We start from the raw sequence: 18,802 nt of genomic DNA, 5'->3' as shown, positions 1-18,802 counted from the left end.
ATTGAAAAAACCGAAGGATTTAGCAAGAATTAATTTCCATATGTAGTGCGTTATATTACAATAGATTACGATTAACAAAATGTGGAGGAATACTTATGAAATATAATCGTGACGAACCATTTCGATTTACATTCACCCCCCCTATATCAGGTTTTTTCAGTATCACACGCTTAAGAGGGGTAAATGGGCTAAGTCGGAAAGGCCAGATGGAACTGCTTGATATTAGTCCGCGCGGCGTTAAATTTCAATCCATCCTTGATATACCCAAATCAAACGAAATGGAGCTAGTTCTTACGTTCTCTATAAATGAAGAAGAATTTATCCGTTCCGGGCATATCGTTTGGAAACAAGAAGGGTATAAAAAGCATACATATGGGTTTATCTTTCATGACGATCCACTCATTAACAAACGAATCATTGAAGAATTAAAAAAATATAATAAAAGTAAAAAAGTCTAACTCCCTCAACATGCATATATGCACTGGCGGAGTTTTTTATATGGACACTTACATGCAGCATATCAACTCTTGTCGAACGAAATATTCCGATTTAAACCTTATTTGTCTGAATTCTTGGTTTTCACTCCACAAACCTTCAAATTCCCTAAAAAAATCTGGCCATAGAGGTGTTATTTTAGTTGTAACCACTGGATTGCTCTTTGGCTATTTCATCTATTCTTTTGTACCTTTACTACACCGGGAATAAATGAAATATGCATATTTCAGAAGGTGCACAATATGGAGGAATTTTCTGCTATAGCTGAGCAATATACGCCCATGATTAACCGTATTATTCGTTCTTTAATGATTTATAAAAATCAAGATGACTATTTTCAAATTGGTTTAATAGCACTTTGGGATGCTTATTCCCTCTATAATCCAGAAAAAGGTAGTTTCCTTTCCATTGCCTACAGCATGGTCAAAGGCCGAATTCTACATGGACTGAGGGATGAAACAAAAACAAACTTACTCGTATCTCCCTTTGAACCTGGATCAGGACAAATTGAAAATACATTAATTACGGAGGATACTCCCTTTCAGCATGAATATCTTCTTGCTTATTGTGAAGGGTTAACGGAATCACAAAAAAACTGGGTGCTTTTGACCTTTGATGCACAGTTGACCATTTCAGAAATCGCTGAACAACAAAATGTGACGATCGCGGCAGTCAAATCCTGGAGGAGGTCAACACTTAAAAAATTGAGGACCTCTCTAAAATAAAACTGGAGGTCTGTCTTATACGATCCCAACTATTGTGCGGTGATGTTCAACCGATAAAAAGGCCGTCGAGTATGTCTCGACAGCCTGGGCAGCCATTTTAGCGTAATGGCTGCTTCTATTAACTTCTTGCCGTATCTGTATACTGATAGATAATATCAGCATTGTGTTCGGCAATTCCTCTAAAATGTTTGAAATCCGGACGTTTAATTAATAATTGTCGAAAATCCATAAACTGTTCTTTACTCACCTTATATTCGGAGATTTCTTTATTTGCAAGTTGATCCAGTATTCGTTCTATTTCTTGGTTTTCCATCAAAGATCCTCCTTTTGGTGCGTAGATCCTTATCCAACACTTTTACTATTTTAAGCCATCCTTGAAAGACAAGCAATCCATCCGTATGTCTAAAAAAATAGTTTCAGGCTGCCATTAAGGTAAAAATTACAAGATTATCAATTAAATTCTTTACGTATAGATAAAAATAGTGCAAACTGTATTATAAATTATTTAGTTTCTAGGCTGTATTCAAACGTAAGCTGACTAATCGAATCATTGTCTAGTGTATGTCTTCAAATGATGAGGTGCTTTTGATCTCATCATCGATAACTTAGAAAATGGAAAAGTAAAGGGTGGTCGAGATGAAAAAGGCTGAAGTGGGAAATATTATTGAATTTCGCGAAGGATTACAAGGTATTGTCGAAAAAGTTAACGAAAATTCGGTAATTGTGGACGTTACCTATATGGAGAATTACCGTGATTACGATCTGGAGCAAAAAACAGTTGTTAATCATAAAAACTATAAAATTATCAAACAATGAAATGATAACGGTTACGTACATCTATCCTTCCCTTTGATAGCTAGTTGAGAGAAGTTTTTAGATTCTGCACGATACCAAATAAAAAGAAAAAGTCGCAAAATGTGTAACTTTTTCTTTTTATATGCGTCATTATTGTCAAAGCATTCCCCAGAAATCGATTGATTTTAGAGATGCTTTTATTCAGATTCTATGACAACCAATAATATCAAGGGGGAAACAAACATGAGAAAAATTAGTTTTTTATTTACTGGCGCGTTACTGTCAATGATTATTTTAACAGGTTGTGGGACAAGCGATAAAGAGGATACAGCCAATGATTCTACACCTCAAGAGACTGAAAGTAATCAATCCTCGGACGAAACCAAGAATGGTTCATCAACCGATTCTAGTAATGAAACGGATTCATCAGATAAAACCACTGAAAAAGAGGAAGATGCAACAAAAGAAAAAGTTGAAGATACTGAGAAAGAAAAAGTTAGAATTCTCGAACAAAATATTGACTATAGCGTGAATGGGGAAAATAAACAAAACACTGCTTTTCTAAACACAAGCGATAATCAGCATTTCACGATGTTTGTATTGCCTGAATATGAACTGTCTGCTGAAGAACCGATGAAGGATGTCCTTCTATTATCAGGGAAAGAAGATGTATTCATGAGAATTGAAATTCTCCCTGCTGATATAAACTGGGACGAAACCGAAGAAAATGCAAAAGCCCAGCTTGGCTCCGTCTCCGAAAGTATAGAAACCTTGAATGCAGGGGATTTTTCAATACCTAACGGTTCAATATTTGAAGCAAAAAACGGAAATGACGTCGTCACCTCCGTCTTAATCAAGGATAAAAATAATCCTGCTCGTCTTACCTTATTTACTACCAAAGATGAAGATCATCGTGATCCCTTCATTAAAATGGCCAGTACAATTATTAAACAATAATACAAAAAACGGAAGACCTACTTGTCTTCCGTTTTTTTTAATGCATCGGTTTATTTAATTTAGCCAGCCAAATCAAGAATAAAAATAATAAACTAATGTAACCAAATATCGGATATAAATAACTAAGAAGAGCACCATATTCAAATTGACCAATGATAACAGACAGCGTACAGATTAGTAATGTTACCAATAAATTGGGGAGTTTTATATAAGAATTTATCTGCTTCTGCAGTCCAAAAATATTGCCGATAACTGAGGTGAAAATTTCGCAGTAAATAACTAAAATAAAAACCCAGTACAATCCCGAAGCAGCTTTCTTCATCAGTTCAGCTGTTGGTATTTCATACGTTAATACGTTGGGAAGTGCCAAAAGAGATATATGCCCAGCCAGCAGAATAAGTGTTAAAAAAAGCCCTCCCAAAACGGCTCCCTCACGTATAACCTTTTCATCCTTAACTTCATAGGCCACTGGTATTAAGATGGCTTGAGCTAAAGCCAAGTTAAACGCCGCATAGGCGAAGGGAGAAAATACAGCGTCCATTGATACTGTACTCGGCATGAAAAGCATACTAGGCTGTATACTGCCATCAGCGAGCGTTAAAACACAAAGCATCACACTAAAGAAAACCATAATGGGCACAACGAAAGAGTTAACTAGGAATAAGCCTTTTAACCCAAGCATTAAAATAACCGAAGCGGCGATAATGGTTACCGTTACACCAATCAGCCTCGAGAGACCTAATTGCTCTTCAAACACAGCTCCTGCCCCAGAAATCATAACAGCTGTGACACCTAACAACATAACAAGAAAAAAAACATTAACAAAGGGTGCTAATTTTCTCCCAAATAAAAAACGATTAAATTCTTCATACGTCCGTGCTTGAGCACGTGCCGATAAGATCATCATTTTTGAACCCGTATAAATAAATATATATCCGGCAATTAAGATTCCCAAAAAGCCTAAAAATCCATATTTAGTAAAAAACTCTGCTATTTCTCTTCCAGTTGCAAACCCCGCACCGACGACCGTTCCTACATAAACTGCAGCAATTTGGAAGGCGCCTGTCCACCTTGCACGCATTATATCCCCCCTCCTAAAGAGTATATGTGACAGGGAGGATATTTAAGACAGGCTTTCCCTCTTTTGAACGACAAAGAGAAGCTGTCCAGAAAAAGAAACAGCTTCTCTTCAACCTTATCCTATTTACAGTTTCTCATCATCAATTGAAGACAACCACTTGTCAATAACGGCAGTTACTGATTGAACAGCTCCTTCTTCAAATGGTGATACAAGATGTGCGGATTCAACAAGCTCCAAGAAAGACTGACTGCCTCCAAGCTTACATAAACGGATATAATCCTCCCAAGCTGTTTCGTCTCCCTCAATTGAACGTTTCCAAAATTGGAATGCACATAGCTGGGCTAGCGTATAGTCAATATAATAAAAAGGTGTAGAATAAATATGGCCTTGGCGCTGCCAATATCCGCCGTTTTCAAGAAATTCCTGCCCCTCATAATCACGATTCGGAAGATAGATTTTTTCTATATCTCTCCATGCTTGCTTACGGTCAGCAGGTGAGGCTTCAGGATTTTCATAAACGAAATGCTGATATTCATCTACAGCCACTCCATATGGTAAAAAGGTAAGCGCACCACTTAAATGTGAGAACTTATATTTATCTGTATCTTCTTTAAAAAATAACTCCATCCATGGCCAGGTTAAAAACTCCATACTCATTGAATGAATCTCAGCAGCCTCAAAGGTTGGCCAGTAGTATTCAGGAACCGTGAACGAACGGCTGCTATATACTTGGAATGCATGTCCCGCCTCATGGGTCAACACGTCAATATCCCCTGAAGTCCCATTGAAATTGGAAAAGATAAACGGTGCTTGCATATCCTCAATAAACGAACAATACCCTCCGCCTTCTTTTCCTTTTTTAGCAACAAGGTCCATCAAGTTATTTTCGATCATAAATTCAAAGAATTCAGCTGTTTCAGGTGAAAGCTCCTGGTACATCTTTCTGCCATTTTCAATAATCCAATCTGCATCTCCCTTAGGTACAGCATTGCCTGTTTGAAATTCAAAAGTTTCATCATAATAGGTAAGATGGTCAAGATTCAGACGATTGGCTTGGCGTTTCATCAACTTACTAACCAGCGGAACAACCGATTCCTTGATTTGTTTACGATAGTTCGCAACATTCTCAGCATTGTAATCAGTCCGGGCCATTCGATAATACCCTAGTTCAACGAAGTTTTTATAACCTAGCTTCAATGCCATCTCGTGCCGGACCTTTACAAGCTGATCATAGATATCATCCAACTGCTTTTCATTTTCTTCAAAAAAACCAAAATAAGCATGGCTCGCGCCTTTTCTAATATTCCGATCAGAAGACTCTGTGAAAGGCTGAAGCTGAGCAAGCGTTCTTTCTTCCCCTTCAAAATCTATTTTGGCTGAAGCAATTAGCTGTGAGTATTGTGTCGTCAGACGATTTTCTTGCTGAAGTAACGGAATAATTTCCGGTGAAAACGTTTTAAGCTGTGCATCTGCCAAAGCAAATAATTGACTGCCGTACTCCGCTTCAAGTTCCTTTCGAAAAGGAGAGCTTACTAACGCTTGATAAAACTGTGATTCTAGATCTTCTAACTCCGGACCTACTTCATCTACATAATCCATTTCCGTTTTATAAAAAGAATCGGTTGTATCAACTGAGTGTCTAATGGAACAAAGGGCAAACATGCTGTTCACACTATTTCGCAAAGTATTTATTTCATTCATCGCTTGTCCCTGCATTTTTACATTCTCTGCTTCCATAAATGTATTCAGAGCTTGAGTAAAAGACTCTTTCACTTCAGCCAACACAGGCCGTTTGTATTCAAATGTTTCGAATTTCATTCTATTCACTCCACTCTCTTAATTTACATATAATGCATCATACTATGTATTCTATTAAACTAGTGATATCCCTTCTTAGAGATGTAAAGTTTAGCATAATTGAGCTGGATTTCATTACTGTATTGATTAGTTCAATCGAGCTTCATTGAAAAATTAGGTGTTTAATTGTAAATCTAATTTTGAAATCAAGATGACTCCTATTTATATAGGGGGTATTTCTCTTTTTTTTACCCATTTATGTCGTTAATCCCGTCTGGACTGCCCTTATTCCCGTCTGAGACCTCGTTAATCCCGTCTGGTTCTTGTATATTCCCGTCTAGAGGCAGCGTATTCCCGTCTGGGCACTATTTACAGTCAATAAATACCACCTAGGGCATAGTTATTTCCCAGCAATACTTCCTGTGAAGAACAAAAAACCTTCCATATAGGAAGGTTATTATTGTTCTTGATCTAAGGCATTGTAGCCAATCTTTTTGATTAGTTCAGTAGCCATTTCTTTTTCTTCAGAAGTCAAAACATTCATAATGTCATCAATTTTCTTTTCGTGGTCTGGGAAGATACTTTCAATAAAGATTTTGCCCTTTTCAGTAATTTTGGCAAAGGTGACACGTCTGTCATTTTTACAGGCAATTCGCTCAAGAAATTCTTTTTGCTCAAGTTTATCTACTACATACGTAATACTTCCACTGGCAAGGAGAATTTTACCCCCAATTTGTTGAAGTGGCTGTTCTCCTTTATGGTACAGAAGCTCTAGTACTGCAAATTCAGTCGGATTTAATCCTTGTTTTGCAATATATTTATTCACAACATCATTCATTGATCTGTGGGCTCTGGAAAGGACGATAAATAATTTTAGAGACTGCTGGATGCTGTCATTTCCCATTGTTTTCACATCCTTTTTTAAAATATCTCGAATTCAAATTAATTATAATAAAAACAATCTACCTTGTCAATTCACTCCATTATCTCTCCCTTTTACTGTTTATTTTAATATATAATGGAAAATACCATCACCACTTGTCAGAAAGGAGCAGCATATGGAATCATCGACTACAGCTGCACAACTTCCTTCTAAGACTTCGTATGGAATTCTGATAATTATGGGCATCTGCCACTTACTCAATGATTCACTCCAAGCTGTTGTGCCTGCCATGTTTCCTATTCTTGAAACATCTCTTGGACTCAGTTATACCCAGCTTGGCTTGATTGCTTTTTCCTTAAACATGGTAGCTTCAGTTATGCAGCCGATTTTTGGTTGGTACACGGATTCATTTCCTCTTTCATATGCCCTGCCTCTTGGTATGGGAAGTACACTATGCGGAATGCTCCTTTTAGGACTAGCCCCATCCTATACCGTTATTTTGTTCTCGGTCATGTTAATTGGAATTGGTTCTGCCATTTTTCACCCGGCGGGATCACGTGTTGCCTTTATGGCGGGTGGAACAAGGCGAGGGCTTGCTCAATCAATCTATCAAGTTGGCGGGAACACTGGCCAAGCACTGGCACCTTTAATAACGGCGATTATCCTGCTGCCATATGGGCAAAAAGGAGCCCTATGGTTTGTACCGGTTGCTTTACTCGCTGTCTTTCTTTTAGTTTTAATCGCCAATTGGTACAAAGAACGACTATCTTCTTTTCCAATAGGAAAAAAGGTTACTAAACAACAGACAAAAAAACCTGAACAAAAAATCTACAAAGCGTTAGGTATTGTCCTCTTTTTGATCTTTGCTCGATCATGGTATATATCTTGTATGACTAACTTCTACGCGTTTTATCTAATTCACGATTATCATTTTACTATTCGTTCCTCACAGCTTTATCTTTTTGCATTTTTGGCTGCTGGAGCTTTAGGAACCTTTTTAGGAGGTCCTTTAGCAGACCGATTTGGCAGAAAAAACATCATTTTCTTTTCTCTTGCAGGCAGTGCTCCCTTTACCATTATTCTGCCGTATGTATCTTCTTCAGTCATCATCATCCTTTTATTACTTGCAGGATTCGTTATAATGACTAGCTTTTCCGTAACAGTTATATACGCTCAAGAACTCTTTCCGGGAAAAGTCGGAACCATGGCTGGGCTGACGGTAGGATTTGCATTTGGCATGGGAGCGGTTGGATCCGTGGTACTTGGTATGGCAGCTGATTTTGTAGGTATTACATCAACTATTAAATGGATTGGATTTCTGCCTTTGTTAGGTATTTTCACTCTCCTTCTTCCTTCTGATACTGTGCTGAAAAGATGGCATCAGGAATGACAAAAAAGGCTGCGTCCGCAGCCTTTTTTTAAAATGTTACGTATTTTTTTCTTTATAAAGAGGGAGACGAATATGAAAGCTGCTCCCTTTACCTATTTCACTTTCCACTTTAATCACACCTGAATGTTCTTCAATAATTTTATAACTCACCATAAGCCCCAGACCCGTTCCCCTATCCTTTGTGGTATAAAAAGGTTCGCCTAGCTTTTTAATTTTTTCTTCTGGGATTCCTTGGCCTTCATCTGTTATCGTAATTTGAACTTGGTTAGTCCCCCACCTTCTTGATTTCACCCGAACAATGCCTCCAGAAGGCATCACTTCAATAGCGTTTTTTAAAATATTAATGAACACCTGTTTAAGTTGGTTTGCCTCACAAAAAACTGGGAATTCCTTTTCCTCAAAATCACTCTCAAACTGAATATTTTCTAGCAGTGCCTGTGCGCCCATCAATTCAAGTGTTTCTAGCATAATGCTATTAATGTTTTGACTAAAATAATGTACAGCTTGTGGTTTAGCCAAAACTAGAAATTCTGTAATAATCGTCTCGATTCGGTTCAGTTCAGTCGTGATTACATGAAAATAGGTACTAAAATCTTCTTTAACACTCGTCTGCAGTAATTGAATAAATCCTTTTACTGCAGTCATCGGGTTTCTTATTTCATGTGCAATTCCTGCAGCGAGCTCTCCCACTACACTCAAAGTATCTGATTTACGAATTTGTTCCTGCATGACAAGATTTTCGGTAACATCTCTAATGATGGTAAGGTGCAAGCCAGAGTATAAATTTTCTCTGGTTGATATCTCTAAATGTTTCGTTTTACCATTTCGCATCACTAAGGGCATAACTGAAGTTTCTGACCCATTTCGGAAGACCATTTCCAAATGATTTTGTATTGACTTTCTATTTACCGAGTTCTTTTCCACTAGTGAATGAATAGAAATTTGAAGCAACTCCTGCTTTGACATTTCAAGTATTTTTAAACCGGCTTCATTTATATCGATAAATTCGGATGATTTCCACAGAATCATCCCATCTAAGGAACCTTCAAATATCTTGCGGAATTTTCGTTCACTATCTCTGAGCTCCGTTTCAATCCGCCAGCGTTCACTCACATTCCGAAGAATCGTCAAATTATAACCTTCATCTCCATGCTTCTTTGATGTTAGTTCAAGGAGTTTAATCTGTTTATTAGGCATTCTAAAAAATAGTTCTCCACGAACTGAACCTTCTTTTGCAAAATGCTCTAGTAATTGATTGTATTTCTCATCTTTTTTATAAATGTAATGACTGATTTTCCCCCCAATTAGATCTTCCTTGTTGTTTTCGAAAATTTTACAGGCAGCATCATTTACCCTGAAAATAATATTGTTCTTGTCCGAGAAAAGGATGGCATCCATCGATTGTTCTAATAATTCTTGAGTAATTCGTTCACTTTTCTTAAGTTTCTGTTCCATTAATCGTCTTTCCGTAACATTCCTAAAAATAGACATAAATAACCCATTCATGTTATTTGAGCTGGTTGTATAATCAAAACTTATCACTTTTCCTTTTGAAACCATTTCTACATCGCCCTTATACGAACCTGAATGATGTACATGAAGAATTCCTTTATGCCACTCTTCTATGTACGCAGCAGTGACCAATGTGTTGATTTTTTTTCCGACAATTTGTCGTTTTTCTAATTGAAGAGCTTGACAAAAAGCATCATTAACATCCATTACCATTCCACTGCTGTCATAGATTGCAATACAGTCGACTGCCTGATGAAACATATCTTTAAACATTTTCATCGACATTTGTTTCTCCTGTTCTGCCAGATGTTCGGATGTAATGTCTTTTATTTTATATAACTTATGTCCCTCTATATTAAGCGTCAGAACGATGCATTCAATCGACTTAATCGCACCATCTCTAAGTTGTATCTTCCATTGGTACTTACCTTCTGTATAAGGATAAATATCTTCTGCAGAAAGCGTAGAAGCTACCGCTCCAGTAAACAGGTCGGTTATTTTAGCATCTAATAAATTTTCTTCTGTTTCTTGAAAAAGACTGCATGCTGGTTGATTAACAAAACAAATTTGATTTTCACCATCAGTAAGAATAAACGGTTCAAAAGCTTGATCAAAAATCGCTTTATATTGTTGAATAAGGCTCAATAACGTATGATTTTCCTGCTGTATCCGAAGAAAATCTTCAGTTTTTCCCACCATTCTATTCATCCCCTAAAATGCTCAATTCATTTCCATAATTCAACAAAATACCATATTATTCCTACCTAATAGCTAAAAATAGGAAAATAGGTTTAGTTTAATCTTCATTTTAATTTCGCTATAATTTGTTAGGTTGATTTGTTTAAAGCAAAATACATAGGTCTAACGTGGTTTTTTTAGCGTAAAGGTTTTTTAACTATTAAATCGGGTAATGAAGGAGAGACTTCTCATCGGCTATCTATACAAAGGAGGCAATCATGAATAAGCGCAGCTATTATTTCGATAATGCTAAATTTATATTAATGGGCTTTGTTGTCTTTGGACATCTATTAAACAGCTTTATTAATGATAATGAACTCATTTATGCACTTTATAAAACCATCTATACTTTTCATATGCCTGCCTTTATTCTAGTCTCAGGATTTTTTGCAAAAGGCTATTATAAGAAAGGTTATTTAGCAAAAATAACTAAGAAATTAATTCTTCCCTATATCATTTTTCAAGTAATCTATACGGTTTTTTATTATTTTTTATATAGAAAAGATACATTCCAGCTTGATTTATTTGATCCCAATTGGGCTTTATGGTTCCTCATTAGTTTATTCTGCTGGAACATCATGCTGCTCGGCTTTGCCAAACTGAAACCTTTGTTAGCTATTACACTTTCGATTCTTATTGCCCTGTTGATTGGGTATGTTGATTGGGTAAGTAATTACTTAAGTCTATCTAGAACGTTCGTTTTCTTTCCAATGTTCTTAATCGGCTACCATCTTAGTAAAAATTCTTTACAAAAACTTTTTTCTACTAAGATACGAGTTACCTCACTATTGATTATGGTCATTGTCTTTGCTTTCTTTTATTTAATGCCTGATATTAACTACAAATGGCTCCTTGGTTCTAAACCCTATTCGGAGCTTGAACAAGCAAGTTTAATCTCTATGTTCAAACGACTCGGATTTTATGGGTTAAGTGTCTTAATGACTTTTTGTTTCCTTTCATTTATCCCTAAAGAAAAACACTTCTTTACTAATTGGGGAACACAGACACTTTATGTTTACTTATTACACGGTTTTCTTGTTCGTACATTCCGTGAAAGTGAGATGCAAAGCTACTTCACAAATGTCGAGAGCTTCCTGCTGCTTGGATGCCTATCATTGATTATTACAATGATTCTCTCTAGCCGTTTAACAGCCTCACTGGCACAGCCTATTATTGAATTGAAAGTCAGTCGCACCATCGGATTAGTCAAGAATATTCGTCACTCGTTCCACACAGTTAAAAAACAGATTGATAAATTGGCAAACAATTAATCACAGAAAAAAACCTCAAGATTTTGAGGTTTTTTTTGTTGGCTTTATTTATCTTCAACTATAATATAAGCTGCTCTAACAGGTCCATGTACACCGACAACGAGGTCCATTTCTATATCAGCTGAATTGCTCGGTCCTGTAATAAAGTTTATACAGGAAGGAAGGATTTCACCATTTTCAACTTTTTTCCGAATAAGTTGTGCTGCTTGAGTCATCCTTGGAACAATACTGCTTTTTGGAATAATAGAGATATAAGTTCTAGGGAGCATACAAACCGACCTTCCCTTATTAAGGTCACTGAATAATATGACCGTAGCTGATTCGGCTAGTGTTATTTCACTGAATGTAATACCGATATTGGCTCTTTCAGCAAGCTTGATATTTTCTCTTCCCTTTGTATAGTCCCATACATCCACATGATGATCGGCCATTGACTCTGAAAGTCCATATTCCATAAATCGATTATCTTTTGGGAGGATAATCCGTCCTCCGCCAAATTCGTTGATCACATACCGTAGTGTAGTTGGAAGATCGGATACACTTGTTTGATAAAAGTCTGTGTGAATCCGCTTACAATGTTCCTTTAAAACGAATAAGAGATCTTCGGTGGATGCTGATTTCATTACCTCATCTTGTGGTCGATACGCCCAATCCGGCCGTTTCACTTCTTTTTTAAAAGTTCTACCATATTGACGGGCTATATTTTTCATAAACACATCTCGATTTTGTATTATACCTGTCATGATTTTTCCCCTTCCTTATCACGACTCTTGAACCAGTCACGGAATCGTTCCTTATTAGGCGCTGGAAATTCTCTGCTTTCCGTCCACGCTTTTAGTGGACCCGGTCCTTTAGAAATACTTGTCCCCGTTGTAAACGGACTCATTGCAGATGGCGCAATTTTAGAACCAAATTTATAGAGCATAGGTGAAGCAGCACCTAAACCAAACGCCTTCATTGCCAGCTTTTCTGATATGGGGGCTTTCCCCTCTTTTTCAACGATTACCTGCCTGTGGCGTAAGAGAAGTTCATGAAGAGGAATTTTAACTGGACAGGCATCCGTACACGCGGCGCAAAGGGTAGAAGCATATGGAAGTTCTTTATAATCTTCATAACCGCCGAGAAGAGGTGATAAAACCGCTCCAATTGGTCCTGAATAAATTGAGCCGTATGCATGCCCTCCTACATGCCGGTATACCGGACAAACATTCACACAAGCAGCACAACGAATACATTGTAGAACGGATTGAAATTCTGTACCAAGAATTTTAGAACGTCCATTATCAACGATGACTAAATGAAACTCTTCTGGTCCATCTACCTCATGAACTTGTTTAGGTCCGGTCAATACCGTGATATAGCTCGTAAGTCTTTGGCCTACGGCGCTCCTTGTTAAAAGACTGACAAGGACTTCAAGTTCCTCATAAGTTGGAACCACCCGTTCCATTCCCATTACAGTAATCTGTGTTTTAGGGAGGCTTGTGACAAGATCAGCATTACCTTCATTTGTTACTAACGAAATAGATCCCGTCTCAGCAACTGCAAAATTGCAGCCGGTTATCCCAATATCAGCTTGCAGAAACTTTTCTCGAAGAATTTCCCGAACATGGGCAGTCAGCTCATCTGGATTTTCCGTTTTCGTATAGCCCAGCTTTTCCTTGAACACATCGCGAATTTGCTCTTTATTTTTATGAAGTGCCGGAGCAACGATATGGGAAGGTGGATCATGATCATCAATTTGAAGAATATATTCACCAAGATCTGTTTCAAGTACCTCACAGCCAACTTCTTCAAGTGCTGCATTTAAATTAATTTCCTCTGTCACCATGGATTTGGATTTAACTACTTTTTTGCCATTCTTTTTTTGAATCACTTCTTTAATATATGCGTTTGCATCATCTGCAGTTTCGGCAAAAAATACGTGGCCTCCAAGTTTGGCAACGTTTTCAGCTAGCTGATTTAGATAGAAATCAAGGTTCTCCAGCACATGCTGTCTGATTTCTTCACCATGAGAGCGCCAGTCCTCCCAGTTACCGAGTTCTTCGGCAGCAGCCAATCTCCGCCCATGCAAACGTTCTTGAGCACCTGATACGGCTGCCCGCATAAAATCATTTTGAATCCCGGAATCCACCCGTTCTTTAAAATTATCCGAGCCGATTTTCATTGGCATATGCTACACTCCTTTTCTTTTTATCTATCAACGACTGTTCAGTACTTCAGCGAGATGCATAGACTTGATTGGCATTCCTTTTCGCTCAATACGTCCGCCAATATTGATTAAGCAGCCGGCATCACCGCCAATGAGATAATCTGCTTTTGTACCACTGATATTCATCACCTTCTCATCAACCATCTGTTCGGAAATCTGTCCCATTTTCACTGAAAACGTACCTCCGAATCCACAACAATTATGTGCACCAGGCAATGGAACCACTTCAAGCCCCTTCACATGTTTAAGCAAGGTAAACGGAGCGTCTGTCACATGGAGAAGACGAGTCATATGACAGGATGTATGATAGGCGGCTGTCCCCTCTAGTCTTGCTCCAACATCTTCTATTTTTAATACATCTACAATAAATTGTGATAGTTCATACGTCCGTTCAGCGATTGATATCGCCTTTTGCTCCCACTTTTCATCACCTTTAAAAACATGCGGATATTCCTTAAACATCGCTGCGCATGACCCTGAAGGAGTAACAATATATTCAGCATCCTTAAAGGTTTCGATCATCCGCTTCATAGGTTCTTTAGCTTCATTAACATATCCGCTGTTATACGCTGGCTGTCCACAGCAAACCTGTGATTCTGGAAACTCGATCACACATCCTAAGCGTTCAAGTAACTCTACTGTTGCTTTCCCAACATTGGACTGAAACATATCAACTAGGCATGTAGAAAACAGGGTCACTTTCATTCTCATTCCTCCAATCCTGATTGTACATATAATTCAACAGGTCATCAGATGACTTAGATAAAAAACACTCAATCCTCTTTAGATTATTTTTTATCTAGTAAAACTATACCATTTTTTACAATTTTGGAAAATATGCCAACCCTCATAAAGTGACTTATTTTTGGGTATCAAGAAAGTGAGTCAGTACTTTCTCCACATTCTCTAAATGTTCCATCATGGCTGACCTTGCAGCGTGTGAATCCTTAGCTTTAATTGCCTTGATGATTTCTACATGTTCCTCATTAATTTGATTAATAGTTGTTTCTGTGCCAAACAGGGCAATTCTTCTTGTTTCTCTCATTGTTTCAATCATCATTCCAGAAACCTGATGCATTAAATCTACTAATAGTGGATTTTTCGATGCTTTAGCAATTTCCAGATGAAATAATAAATCAGCTTCTTCTCCGAGCGCTTGATTTCCTCTCGCATTTTTCATGTCACGATAAGCCTGTTCAATTGGAATTTCATCACCTATTTCGTATTTAGCAGCAGCAGATGCAGCCGCACCTGTTTCAAGAATTTTCCTCACTTCTAATAAATGCAGGATATCCTGTTTCGTCATTAAGATCGATGTATGTAAGGCTATAGTAGAATCATATTCCTTAACATAGGTCCCTTCACCCTGCTTTAATTCAATTAACCCCATCGAGCGCAGCGCACTCAGCGCTTCCCGTATGGCAGAACGACCGACCTGAAAGTTTTCCGCCAACCGCTCTATTGAATCCATCTTTTCTCCCGGTTTAAGCTGTCCGTTCTTGATACTTTCAAAAATTGCGTCGGCAACCTGCTCATATATTTTCTTAGATTTAATTTTCTTGTAATCCATCTCCAATTTCTCCCCACTCTATCCATTTATCTTTTTATTATATAAGCATTGGATAAATATCACACTTTTTTCGATTATCTGGAAGTTAGTTTAGCTTTCTTTATGACAATACTATGGTAAAATAAACCGTTAGATCCAAAGTTTTTCACGGTTTGAAAGGAGTCTTTTTAACGTTTATGAAAACCATTATGTGTACGTTAAATGCTAAATATATCCACACTAGTTTATCCATTCGCTATTTAAAAGCCTATGCAGAACCTGAATTCCCTGTTCAGCTAGCAGAATATACTATTAAGGATCCCATTTTAAACATCGTCAGTGACCTCTATTCTAAAAAACCGGATGTTATTGGGTTCAGCTGTTACATTTGGAATATCGAAGAAACCATTAAAGTTATCCAAGCTCTAAAAAAAATTCAACCAGACCTTTGTATCATTCTTGGTGGACCGGAAGTTACCTATGACGTAACAGAGTGGCTCGAGCGGATACCGGAAGTAGATTTCATCGTAGTTGGTGAAGGTGAAATTACCTTTAAGTCCCTTTTAGCTGCGATTTATGGAGAGAATGATTTTTCTAAAATTGGTGGAATCGCCTACCGACGCGATGGGAAAAACGTTGTTCATCCACAGAATGGTAAACTTGATTTGAAATCGATTCCTTCACCATATCGCTTTGAAGAAGATCGAGCTGAATTAGGTAAACGTGTCACCTATATTGAAACGAGCAGAGGGTGCCCATTCAGTTGTCAATTCTGTTTGTCGTCTATTGAGGTAGGTGTCCGCTACTTCGACAGGGAAAAGATTAAGGAAGATATTCGTTACTTAATGGATAATGGAGCAAAAACCATTAAATTTGTTGACCGGACCTTCAATATCAGTCGTAGTTATGCCATGGAAATGTTTCAGTTTTTAATTGATGAGCACCGCAAAGACGTCGTCTTTCAATTTGAGATTACCGCTGATATCATGCGGCCAGAGGTCATCCAATTTTTGAATGACAATGCACCTGCAGGATTGTTCCGTTTTGAGATTGGTGTTCAGTCGACCAATGATCAAACAAATGAACTGGTTCAACGCCGACAGAATTTTGATAAACTGTCTCGTACGGTTACGATGGTTAAAGAAGGGAAAAAAATTGACCAGCATTTGGATTTAATTGCCGGCCTTCCTGAAGAAGATTACCATTCTTTCCGTAAAACCTTTAACGATGTGTTTGCCATGCGTCCTGAAGAACTACAGCTAGGCTTTTTAAAAATGCTTCGGGGCACTGGTTTACGAATTCGTGCCAACGATCATCAGTATATATACAGTGATCACGCACCCTATGAAATTTTAGCGAATAATGTTCTATCATTTGATGACATTATCCGTATAAAACAGGTTGAAGATGTGTTAGAGAAATACTGGAACGATCATCGAATGAATGCTGCTGTAGAGTATCTCGTCACAAATGTCTTTTCGTCACCATTTGATTTCTTCCAAGAATTCGGAACATATTGGGAAGAGAGAGGCTGGTCGAGAATTGGTCACCAATTAGAAGATTTATTCAAGAGGCTCTATCAATTTTTAGAGGATAAAGAAATTGAAGATTTAGATGTGGTCCTCGGACTAATGAAATATGACTATTTCAAAACGCATAAGTATAAACCTAGAAAACCTTGGTGGGAACAATCCTACAATAAGCTGGAGCGTTCAGCAGTTTATTCTACTGTATTAGAACATCCCAACAGGCTTGGAACAGATTTTCTCAACCTCGGCTTAACAGAGAAAGAGATGTATAAGCATACCATGCTAGAAGAAGTACCTTTCAATTTATCACAGTATTTAAATACTGGTGAATTAAACAGAAGCCAATGTACAATGCTTGCTTATTTTGATCCGTCAGGGATTGGAACAGCCGTTTTCTCAATAAATAAATAAGATAAAGGGACCGGCCAGAGTATGGCCGGATTCCTTATTTTTTTGGCTTATCAGAACTGAGCAAATCATAGATCTTTGCGGCATTTAAATCTCCTGAAAATTCCATACCAAAGTCTTCTCTACTTTTACTAAGCATTTCTGTCTTTTTGTCATCTTCTTTATTTTTCTGCTTCTTCTTCATTTGCCTTCTCGTCCATGTTTAGAATTCCGATTTGCACCCTTCATCGGGTTTTCATCTGCGGCAAATTCATTAGAGAATTCATTTTCTCCTTGATTACGCTTTGGTGTCTTGCTGGTTTTAACTGCACCGTCTACATTGGCTTTTCTCTTCATTCAGAACACCCTTTCTTTACTGATCTATTGCTTTAAGCGGTACACCGCCTATATTAGAATGGGGCGAATGGAGGAGAATTTATACGGTCAAAAATTAAAGTCCTGATTACTCACTACAAGACAGCTTCACTATTTTTTTATTTCTATAATTAGCTTGCCTAGTGTTTTTCTTAATTGGAATGCCTCATGGACCTTTGCAGCTTGATCTAAGGAATACACATCGCCAATTGTCAGTTTTAGCTTCCCTGAAGCTGCATAGGTGTACAATTCATTCATGCTCGACGTTAACAGTTCTTGATTTTTCATAATCTGCGGCAGAAAAAAGCCAATCACTGATTGATTTCGACGCATAAGCTTCGTAGGGTCAAATTGATATGGCACACCACTGGCATTACCATAGACCACAACTCTACCCATCGGTGCCAAGCATTTAAGTGTATGTCTAAAGGTATCTCCACCAGCCATTTCCAACCCTAAATCAACACCCCGTCCATTTGTTGCCTCCATAACTTTCTTATCCCAATCAGCTTTGGTATAGTCGATCAGTACGTCTGCCCCCATGCTCTCTGCCAGTTGAAGTTTTTCAGGTGAACTTGCCGTTGCAATTACTTTACCTGCTCCAAATAGTTTAGCTAACTGGATGGCAATAGTGCCAAGACCTCCAGCAGCGGCATGAATTAATACCGTTTCCTCAGGCTCAATACGTCCCATCGTTTTTAGAATATGATAAGCACTTAAACCTTGTAAAGGCAGTGCAGCCGCTTGATAAAAATCAGTACTGTTCGGCAATTCTATAACCGTGTCTTCATTAGCCACAGCATATTCCGCATACCCGCCTGATTCAATTAAGCTGACTACTCTCGCACCGGTCTGAACCCTCGTAACCTTAGCACCAATTTCCGTAACAATTCCTGCAACTTCTGCTCCTGGAATAAATGGCAAAGATGTGGGAACAACATATTGCCCACGGCGTCTGGCTGTGTCTGCATAATTTACACCTGCTGTATGAACCGATATAAGCACCTCATGATCAGCCGGCTTTGGCTTCTCTACATCAATATATTCCAATACTTCTGGACCACCGTATCTACTGAATTGAATAGCTTTCATACCTTTTTCCTCCTTTA

19 protein-coding genes are annotated in these 18,802 nt (G+C 38.0%); 7 read left to right on the top strand and 12 right to left on the bottom strand.

The genetic code is table 11. The features are described from left to right. Positions 1–95 precede the first annotated feature (95 nt). Both MHI18_RS17880 and MHI18_RS17875 read left to right on the top strand, forming a co-directional pair. On the top strand, positions 96–458 hold the full coding sequence (locus MHI18_RS17880) for a PilZ domain-containing protein (protein WP_340849335.1): 363 nt from the start codon (positions 96–98) through the stop codon (positions 456–458). A gap of 279 nt (positions 459–737) precedes the next feature. Then, positions 738–1,220, top strand: coding sequence for a sigma-70 family RNA polymerase sigma factor (locus MHI18_RS17875; RefSeq protein ID WP_340849334.1), 483 nt, complete (start codon positions 738–740; stop codon positions 1,218–1,220). A gap of 118 nt (positions 1,221–1,338) precedes the next feature. Here the strand turns inward: MHI18_RS17875 and MHI18_RS17870 are convergent, their stop codons facing one another. Next, the gene (locus MHI18_RS17870) at positions 1,339–1,533 is read right to left on the bottom strand and encodes a hypothetical protein (RefSeq protein WP_340849332.1); all 195 of its coding nucleotides are present in this window, start codon (positions 1,531–1,533) and stop codon (positions 1,339–1,341) included. A 323-nt stretch (positions 1,534–1,856) separates the two neighbouring features. On the opposite strand from MHI18_RS17870, the gene MHI18_RS17865 reads away from it, so the two are divergent. Together MHI18_RS17865 and MHI18_RS17860 are read left to right on the top strand one after the other, a co-directional pair. Beyond that, positions 1,857–2,036 (top strand): YkvS family protein, encoded by a 180-nt coding sequence (locus MHI18_RS17865; RefSeq protein ID WP_040375992.1) that lies wholly within the window; start codon positions 1,857–1,859, stop codon positions 2,034–2,036. Between the two features lie 222 nt (positions 2,037–2,258). Further along, positions 2,259–2,972: a hypothetical protein gene (locus tag MHI18_RS17860; protein ID WP_340849330.1), complete on the top strand. Its 714-nt coding sequence runs from the start codon at positions 2,259–2,261 to the stop codon at positions 2,970–2,972. 37 nt (positions 2,973–3,009) lie between these two features. Here the strand turns inward: MHI18_RS17860 and MHI18_RS17855 are convergent, their stop codons facing one another. The 3 genes from MHI18_RS17855 to MHI18_RS17845 form a co-directional block, all read right to left on the bottom strand. Continuing rightward, positions 3,010–4,053 (bottom strand): YkvI family membrane protein, encoded by a 1,044-nt coding sequence (locus tag MHI18_RS17855; RefSeq protein WP_340849328.1) that lies wholly within the window; start codon positions 4,051–4,053, stop codon positions 3,010–3,012. A gap of 123 nt (positions 4,054–4,176) precedes the next feature. Continuing rightward, complete coding sequence (locus tag MHI18_RS17850; RefSeq protein ID WP_340849327.1) at positions 4,177–5,871, bottom strand: M3 family oligoendopeptidase; 1,695 nt, start codon at positions 5,869–5,871, stop codon at positions 4,177–4,179. A 436-nt stretch (positions 5,872–6,307) separates the two neighbouring features. Beyond that, entirely contained in the window at positions 6,308–6,754 is a 447-nt protein-coding gene (locus MHI18_RS17845; RefSeq protein ID WP_340849325.1) for a MarR family winged helix-turn-helix transcriptional regulator, read from the bottom strand. A 154-nt stretch (positions 6,755–6,908) separates the two neighbouring features. Between MHI18_RS17845 and MHI18_RS17840 the strand changes: the two genes are divergently transcribed. Next, on the top strand, positions 6,909–8,123 hold the full coding sequence (locus MHI18_RS17840) for an MFS transporter (protein WP_340849323.1): 1,215 nt from the start codon (positions 6,909–6,911) through the stop codon (positions 8,121–8,123). A gap of 36 nt (positions 8,124–8,159) precedes the next feature. Here the strand turns inward: MHI18_RS17840 and MHI18_RS17835 are convergent, their stop codons facing one another. Further along, positions 8,160–10,334: a PAS domain S-box protein gene (locus tag MHI18_RS17835; protein WP_340849322.1), complete on the bottom strand. Its 2,175-nt coding sequence runs from the start codon at positions 10,332–10,334 to the stop codon at positions 8,160–8,162. Between the two features lie 257 nt (positions 10,335–10,591). Here MHI18_RS17835 and MHI18_RS17830 point away from each other — a divergent pair, with 257 nt between their 5' ends. Next, positions 10,592–11,644 carry an acyltransferase family protein gene (locus tag MHI18_RS17830; protein ID WP_340849320.1) on the top strand — a complete coding sequence of 351 codons (1,053 nt, stop codon included), beginning with the start codon at positions 10,592–10,594 and terminating at the stop codon, positions 11,642–11,644. A 44-nt stretch (positions 11,645–11,688) separates the two neighbouring features. On the opposite strand, the gene MHI18_RS17825 is transcribed toward MHI18_RS17830, so the two are convergent. The 4 genes from MHI18_RS17825 to MHI18_RS17810 form a co-directional block, all read right to left on the bottom strand. Further along, the gene (locus MHI18_RS17825; protein ID WP_340849318.1) at positions 11,689–12,387 is read right to left on the bottom strand and encodes a LutC/YkgG family protein; all 699 of its coding nucleotides are present in this window, start codon (positions 12,385–12,387) and stop codon (positions 11,689–11,691) included. Further along, positions 12,384–13,814, bottom strand: a complete 1,431-nt coding sequence (locus MHI18_RS17820) for a LutB/LldF family L-lactate oxidation iron-sulfur protein (RefSeq protein ID WP_340849316.1) — start codon at positions 13,812–13,814, stop codon at positions 12,384–12,386. The genes MHI18_RS17825 and MHI18_RS17820 overlap by 4 nt, the downstream gene beginning before the upstream one ends. A gap of 27 nt (positions 13,815–13,841) precedes the next feature. Further along, on the bottom strand, positions 13,842–14,558 hold the full coding sequence (locus MHI18_RS17815) for a (Fe-S)-binding protein (RefSeq protein WP_340849313.1): 717 nt from the start codon (positions 14,556–14,558) through the stop codon (positions 13,842–13,844). A gap of 154 nt (positions 14,559–14,712) precedes the next feature. Then, a complete protein-coding gene (locus MHI18_RS17810; protein WP_340849312.1) occupies positions 14,713–15,423 on the bottom strand; it encodes a FadR/GntR family transcriptional regulator in 711 nt (236 codons plus the stop codon). Between the two features lie 176 nt (positions 15,424–15,599). On the opposite strand from MHI18_RS17810, the gene MHI18_RS17805 reads away from it, so the two are divergent. After that, complete coding sequence (locus MHI18_RS17805; protein WP_340849310.1) at positions 15,600–17,342, top strand: B12-binding domain-containing radical SAM protein; 1,743 nt, start codon at positions 15,600–15,602, stop codon at positions 17,340–17,342. A 34-nt stretch (positions 17,343–17,376) separates the two neighbouring features. Here MHI18_RS17805 and MHI18_RS17800 read toward each other — a convergent pair whose 3' ends face one another. From MHI18_RS17800 to MHI18_RS17790, 3 genes are all read right to left on the bottom strand, one after another. Beyond that, positions 17,377–17,523 carry a hypothetical protein gene (locus MHI18_RS17800; protein WP_340849308.1) on the bottom strand — a complete coding sequence of 49 codons (147 nt, stop codon included), beginning with the start codon at positions 17,521–17,523 and terminating at the stop codon, positions 17,377–17,379. After that, positions 17,520–17,675, bottom strand: a complete 156-nt coding sequence (locus MHI18_RS17795; RefSeq protein ID WP_340849304.1) for a hypothetical protein — start codon at positions 17,673–17,675, stop codon at positions 17,520–17,522. Before MHI18_RS17795 ends, MHI18_RS17800 begins: the two co-directional genes overlap by 4 nt. 129 nt (positions 17,676–17,804) lie before the next feature. Then, on the bottom strand, positions 17,805–18,785 hold the full coding sequence (locus MHI18_RS17790; protein ID WP_340849303.1) for a quinone oxidoreductase family protein: 981 nt from the start codon (positions 18,783–18,785) through the stop codon (positions 17,805–17,807). Positions 18,786–18,802 lie beyond the last annotated feature (17 nt).

The sequence above is a fragment of the Peribacillus sp. FSL H8-0477 genome (genome assembly GCF_038002765.1).
In the GTDB taxonomy this organism is placed as follows: domain Bacteria; phylum Bacillota; class Bacilli; order Bacillales; family DSM-1321; genus Peribacillus.
Note: the sequence above shows the minus strand (reverse complement) of the source record. Positions and strands in the feature narration are given on the sequence as shown.

Coding starts and splice junctions, on each gene's coding strand:
- MHI18_RS17830 (WP_340849320.1), top strand. CDS start 10,592: ATGAATAAGCGCAGCTATTATTTCGATAATGCTAAATTTATATTAATG.
- MHI18_RS17795 (WP_340849304.1), bottom strand. CDS start 17,675: ATGAAGAGAAAAGCCAATGTAGACGGTGCAGTTAAAACCAGCAAGACA.
- MHI18_RS17815 (WP_340849313.1), bottom strand. CDS start 14,558: ATGAAAGTGACCCTGTTTTCTACATGCCTAGTTGATATGTTTCAGTCC.
- MHI18_RS17840 (WP_340849323.1), top strand. CDS start 6,909: ATGGAATCATCGACTACAGCTGCACAACTTCCTTCTAAGACTTCGTAT.
- MHI18_RS17825 (WP_340849318.1), bottom strand. CDS start 12,387: ATGACAGGTATAATACAAAATCGAGATGTGTTTATGAAAAATATAGCC.
- MHI18_RS17805 (WP_340849310.1), top strand. CDS start 15,600: ATGAAAACCATTATGTGTACGTTAAATGCTAAATATATCCACACTAGT.
- MHI18_RS17845 (WP_340849325.1), bottom strand. CDS start 6,754: ATGGGAAATGACAGCATCCAGCAGTCTCTAAAATTATTTATCGTCCTT.
- MHI18_RS17860 (WP_340849330.1), top strand. CDS start 2,259: ATGAGAAAAATTAGTTTTTTATTTACTGGCGCGTTACTGTCAATGATT.
- MHI18_RS17790 (WP_340849303.1), bottom strand. CDS start 18,785: ATGAAAGCTATTCAATTCAGTAGATACGGTGGTCCAGAAGTATTGGAA.
- MHI18_RS17810 (WP_340849312.1), bottom strand. CDS start 15,423: ATGGATTACAAGAAAATTAAATCTAAGAAAATATATGAGCAGGTTGCC.
- MHI18_RS17875 (WP_340849334.1), top strand. CDS start 738: ATGGAGGAATTTTCTGCTATAGCTGAGCAATATACGCCCATGATTAAC.
- MHI18_RS17835 (WP_340849322.1), bottom strand. CDS start 10,334: ATGGTGGGAAAAACTGAAGATTTTCTTCGGATACAGCAGGAAAATCAT.
- MHI18_RS17880 (WP_340849335.1), top strand. CDS start 96: ATGAAATATAATCGTGACGAACCATTTCGATTTACATTCACCCCCCCT.
- MHI18_RS17800 (WP_340849308.1), bottom strand. CDS start 17,523: ATGAAGAAGAAGCAGAAAAATAAAGAAGATGACAAAAAGACAGAAATG.
- MHI18_RS17855 (WP_340849328.1), bottom strand. CDS start 4,053: ATGCGTGCAAGGTGGACAGGCGCCTTCCAAATTGCTGCAGTTTATGTA.
- MHI18_RS17870 (WP_340849332.1), bottom strand. CDS start 1,533: ATGGAAAACCAAGAAATAGAACGAATACTGGATCAACTTGCAAATAAA.
- MHI18_RS17865 (WP_040375992.1), top strand. CDS start 1,857: ATGAAAAAGGCTGAAGTGGGAAATATTATTGAATTTCGCGAAGGATTA.
- MHI18_RS17850 (WP_340849327.1), bottom strand. CDS start 5,871: ATGAAATTCGAAACATTTGAATACAAACGGCCTGTGTTGGCTGAAGTG.
- MHI18_RS17820 (WP_340849316.1), bottom strand. CDS start 13,814: ATGCCAATGAAAATCGGCTCGGATAATTTTAAAGAACGGGTGGATTCC.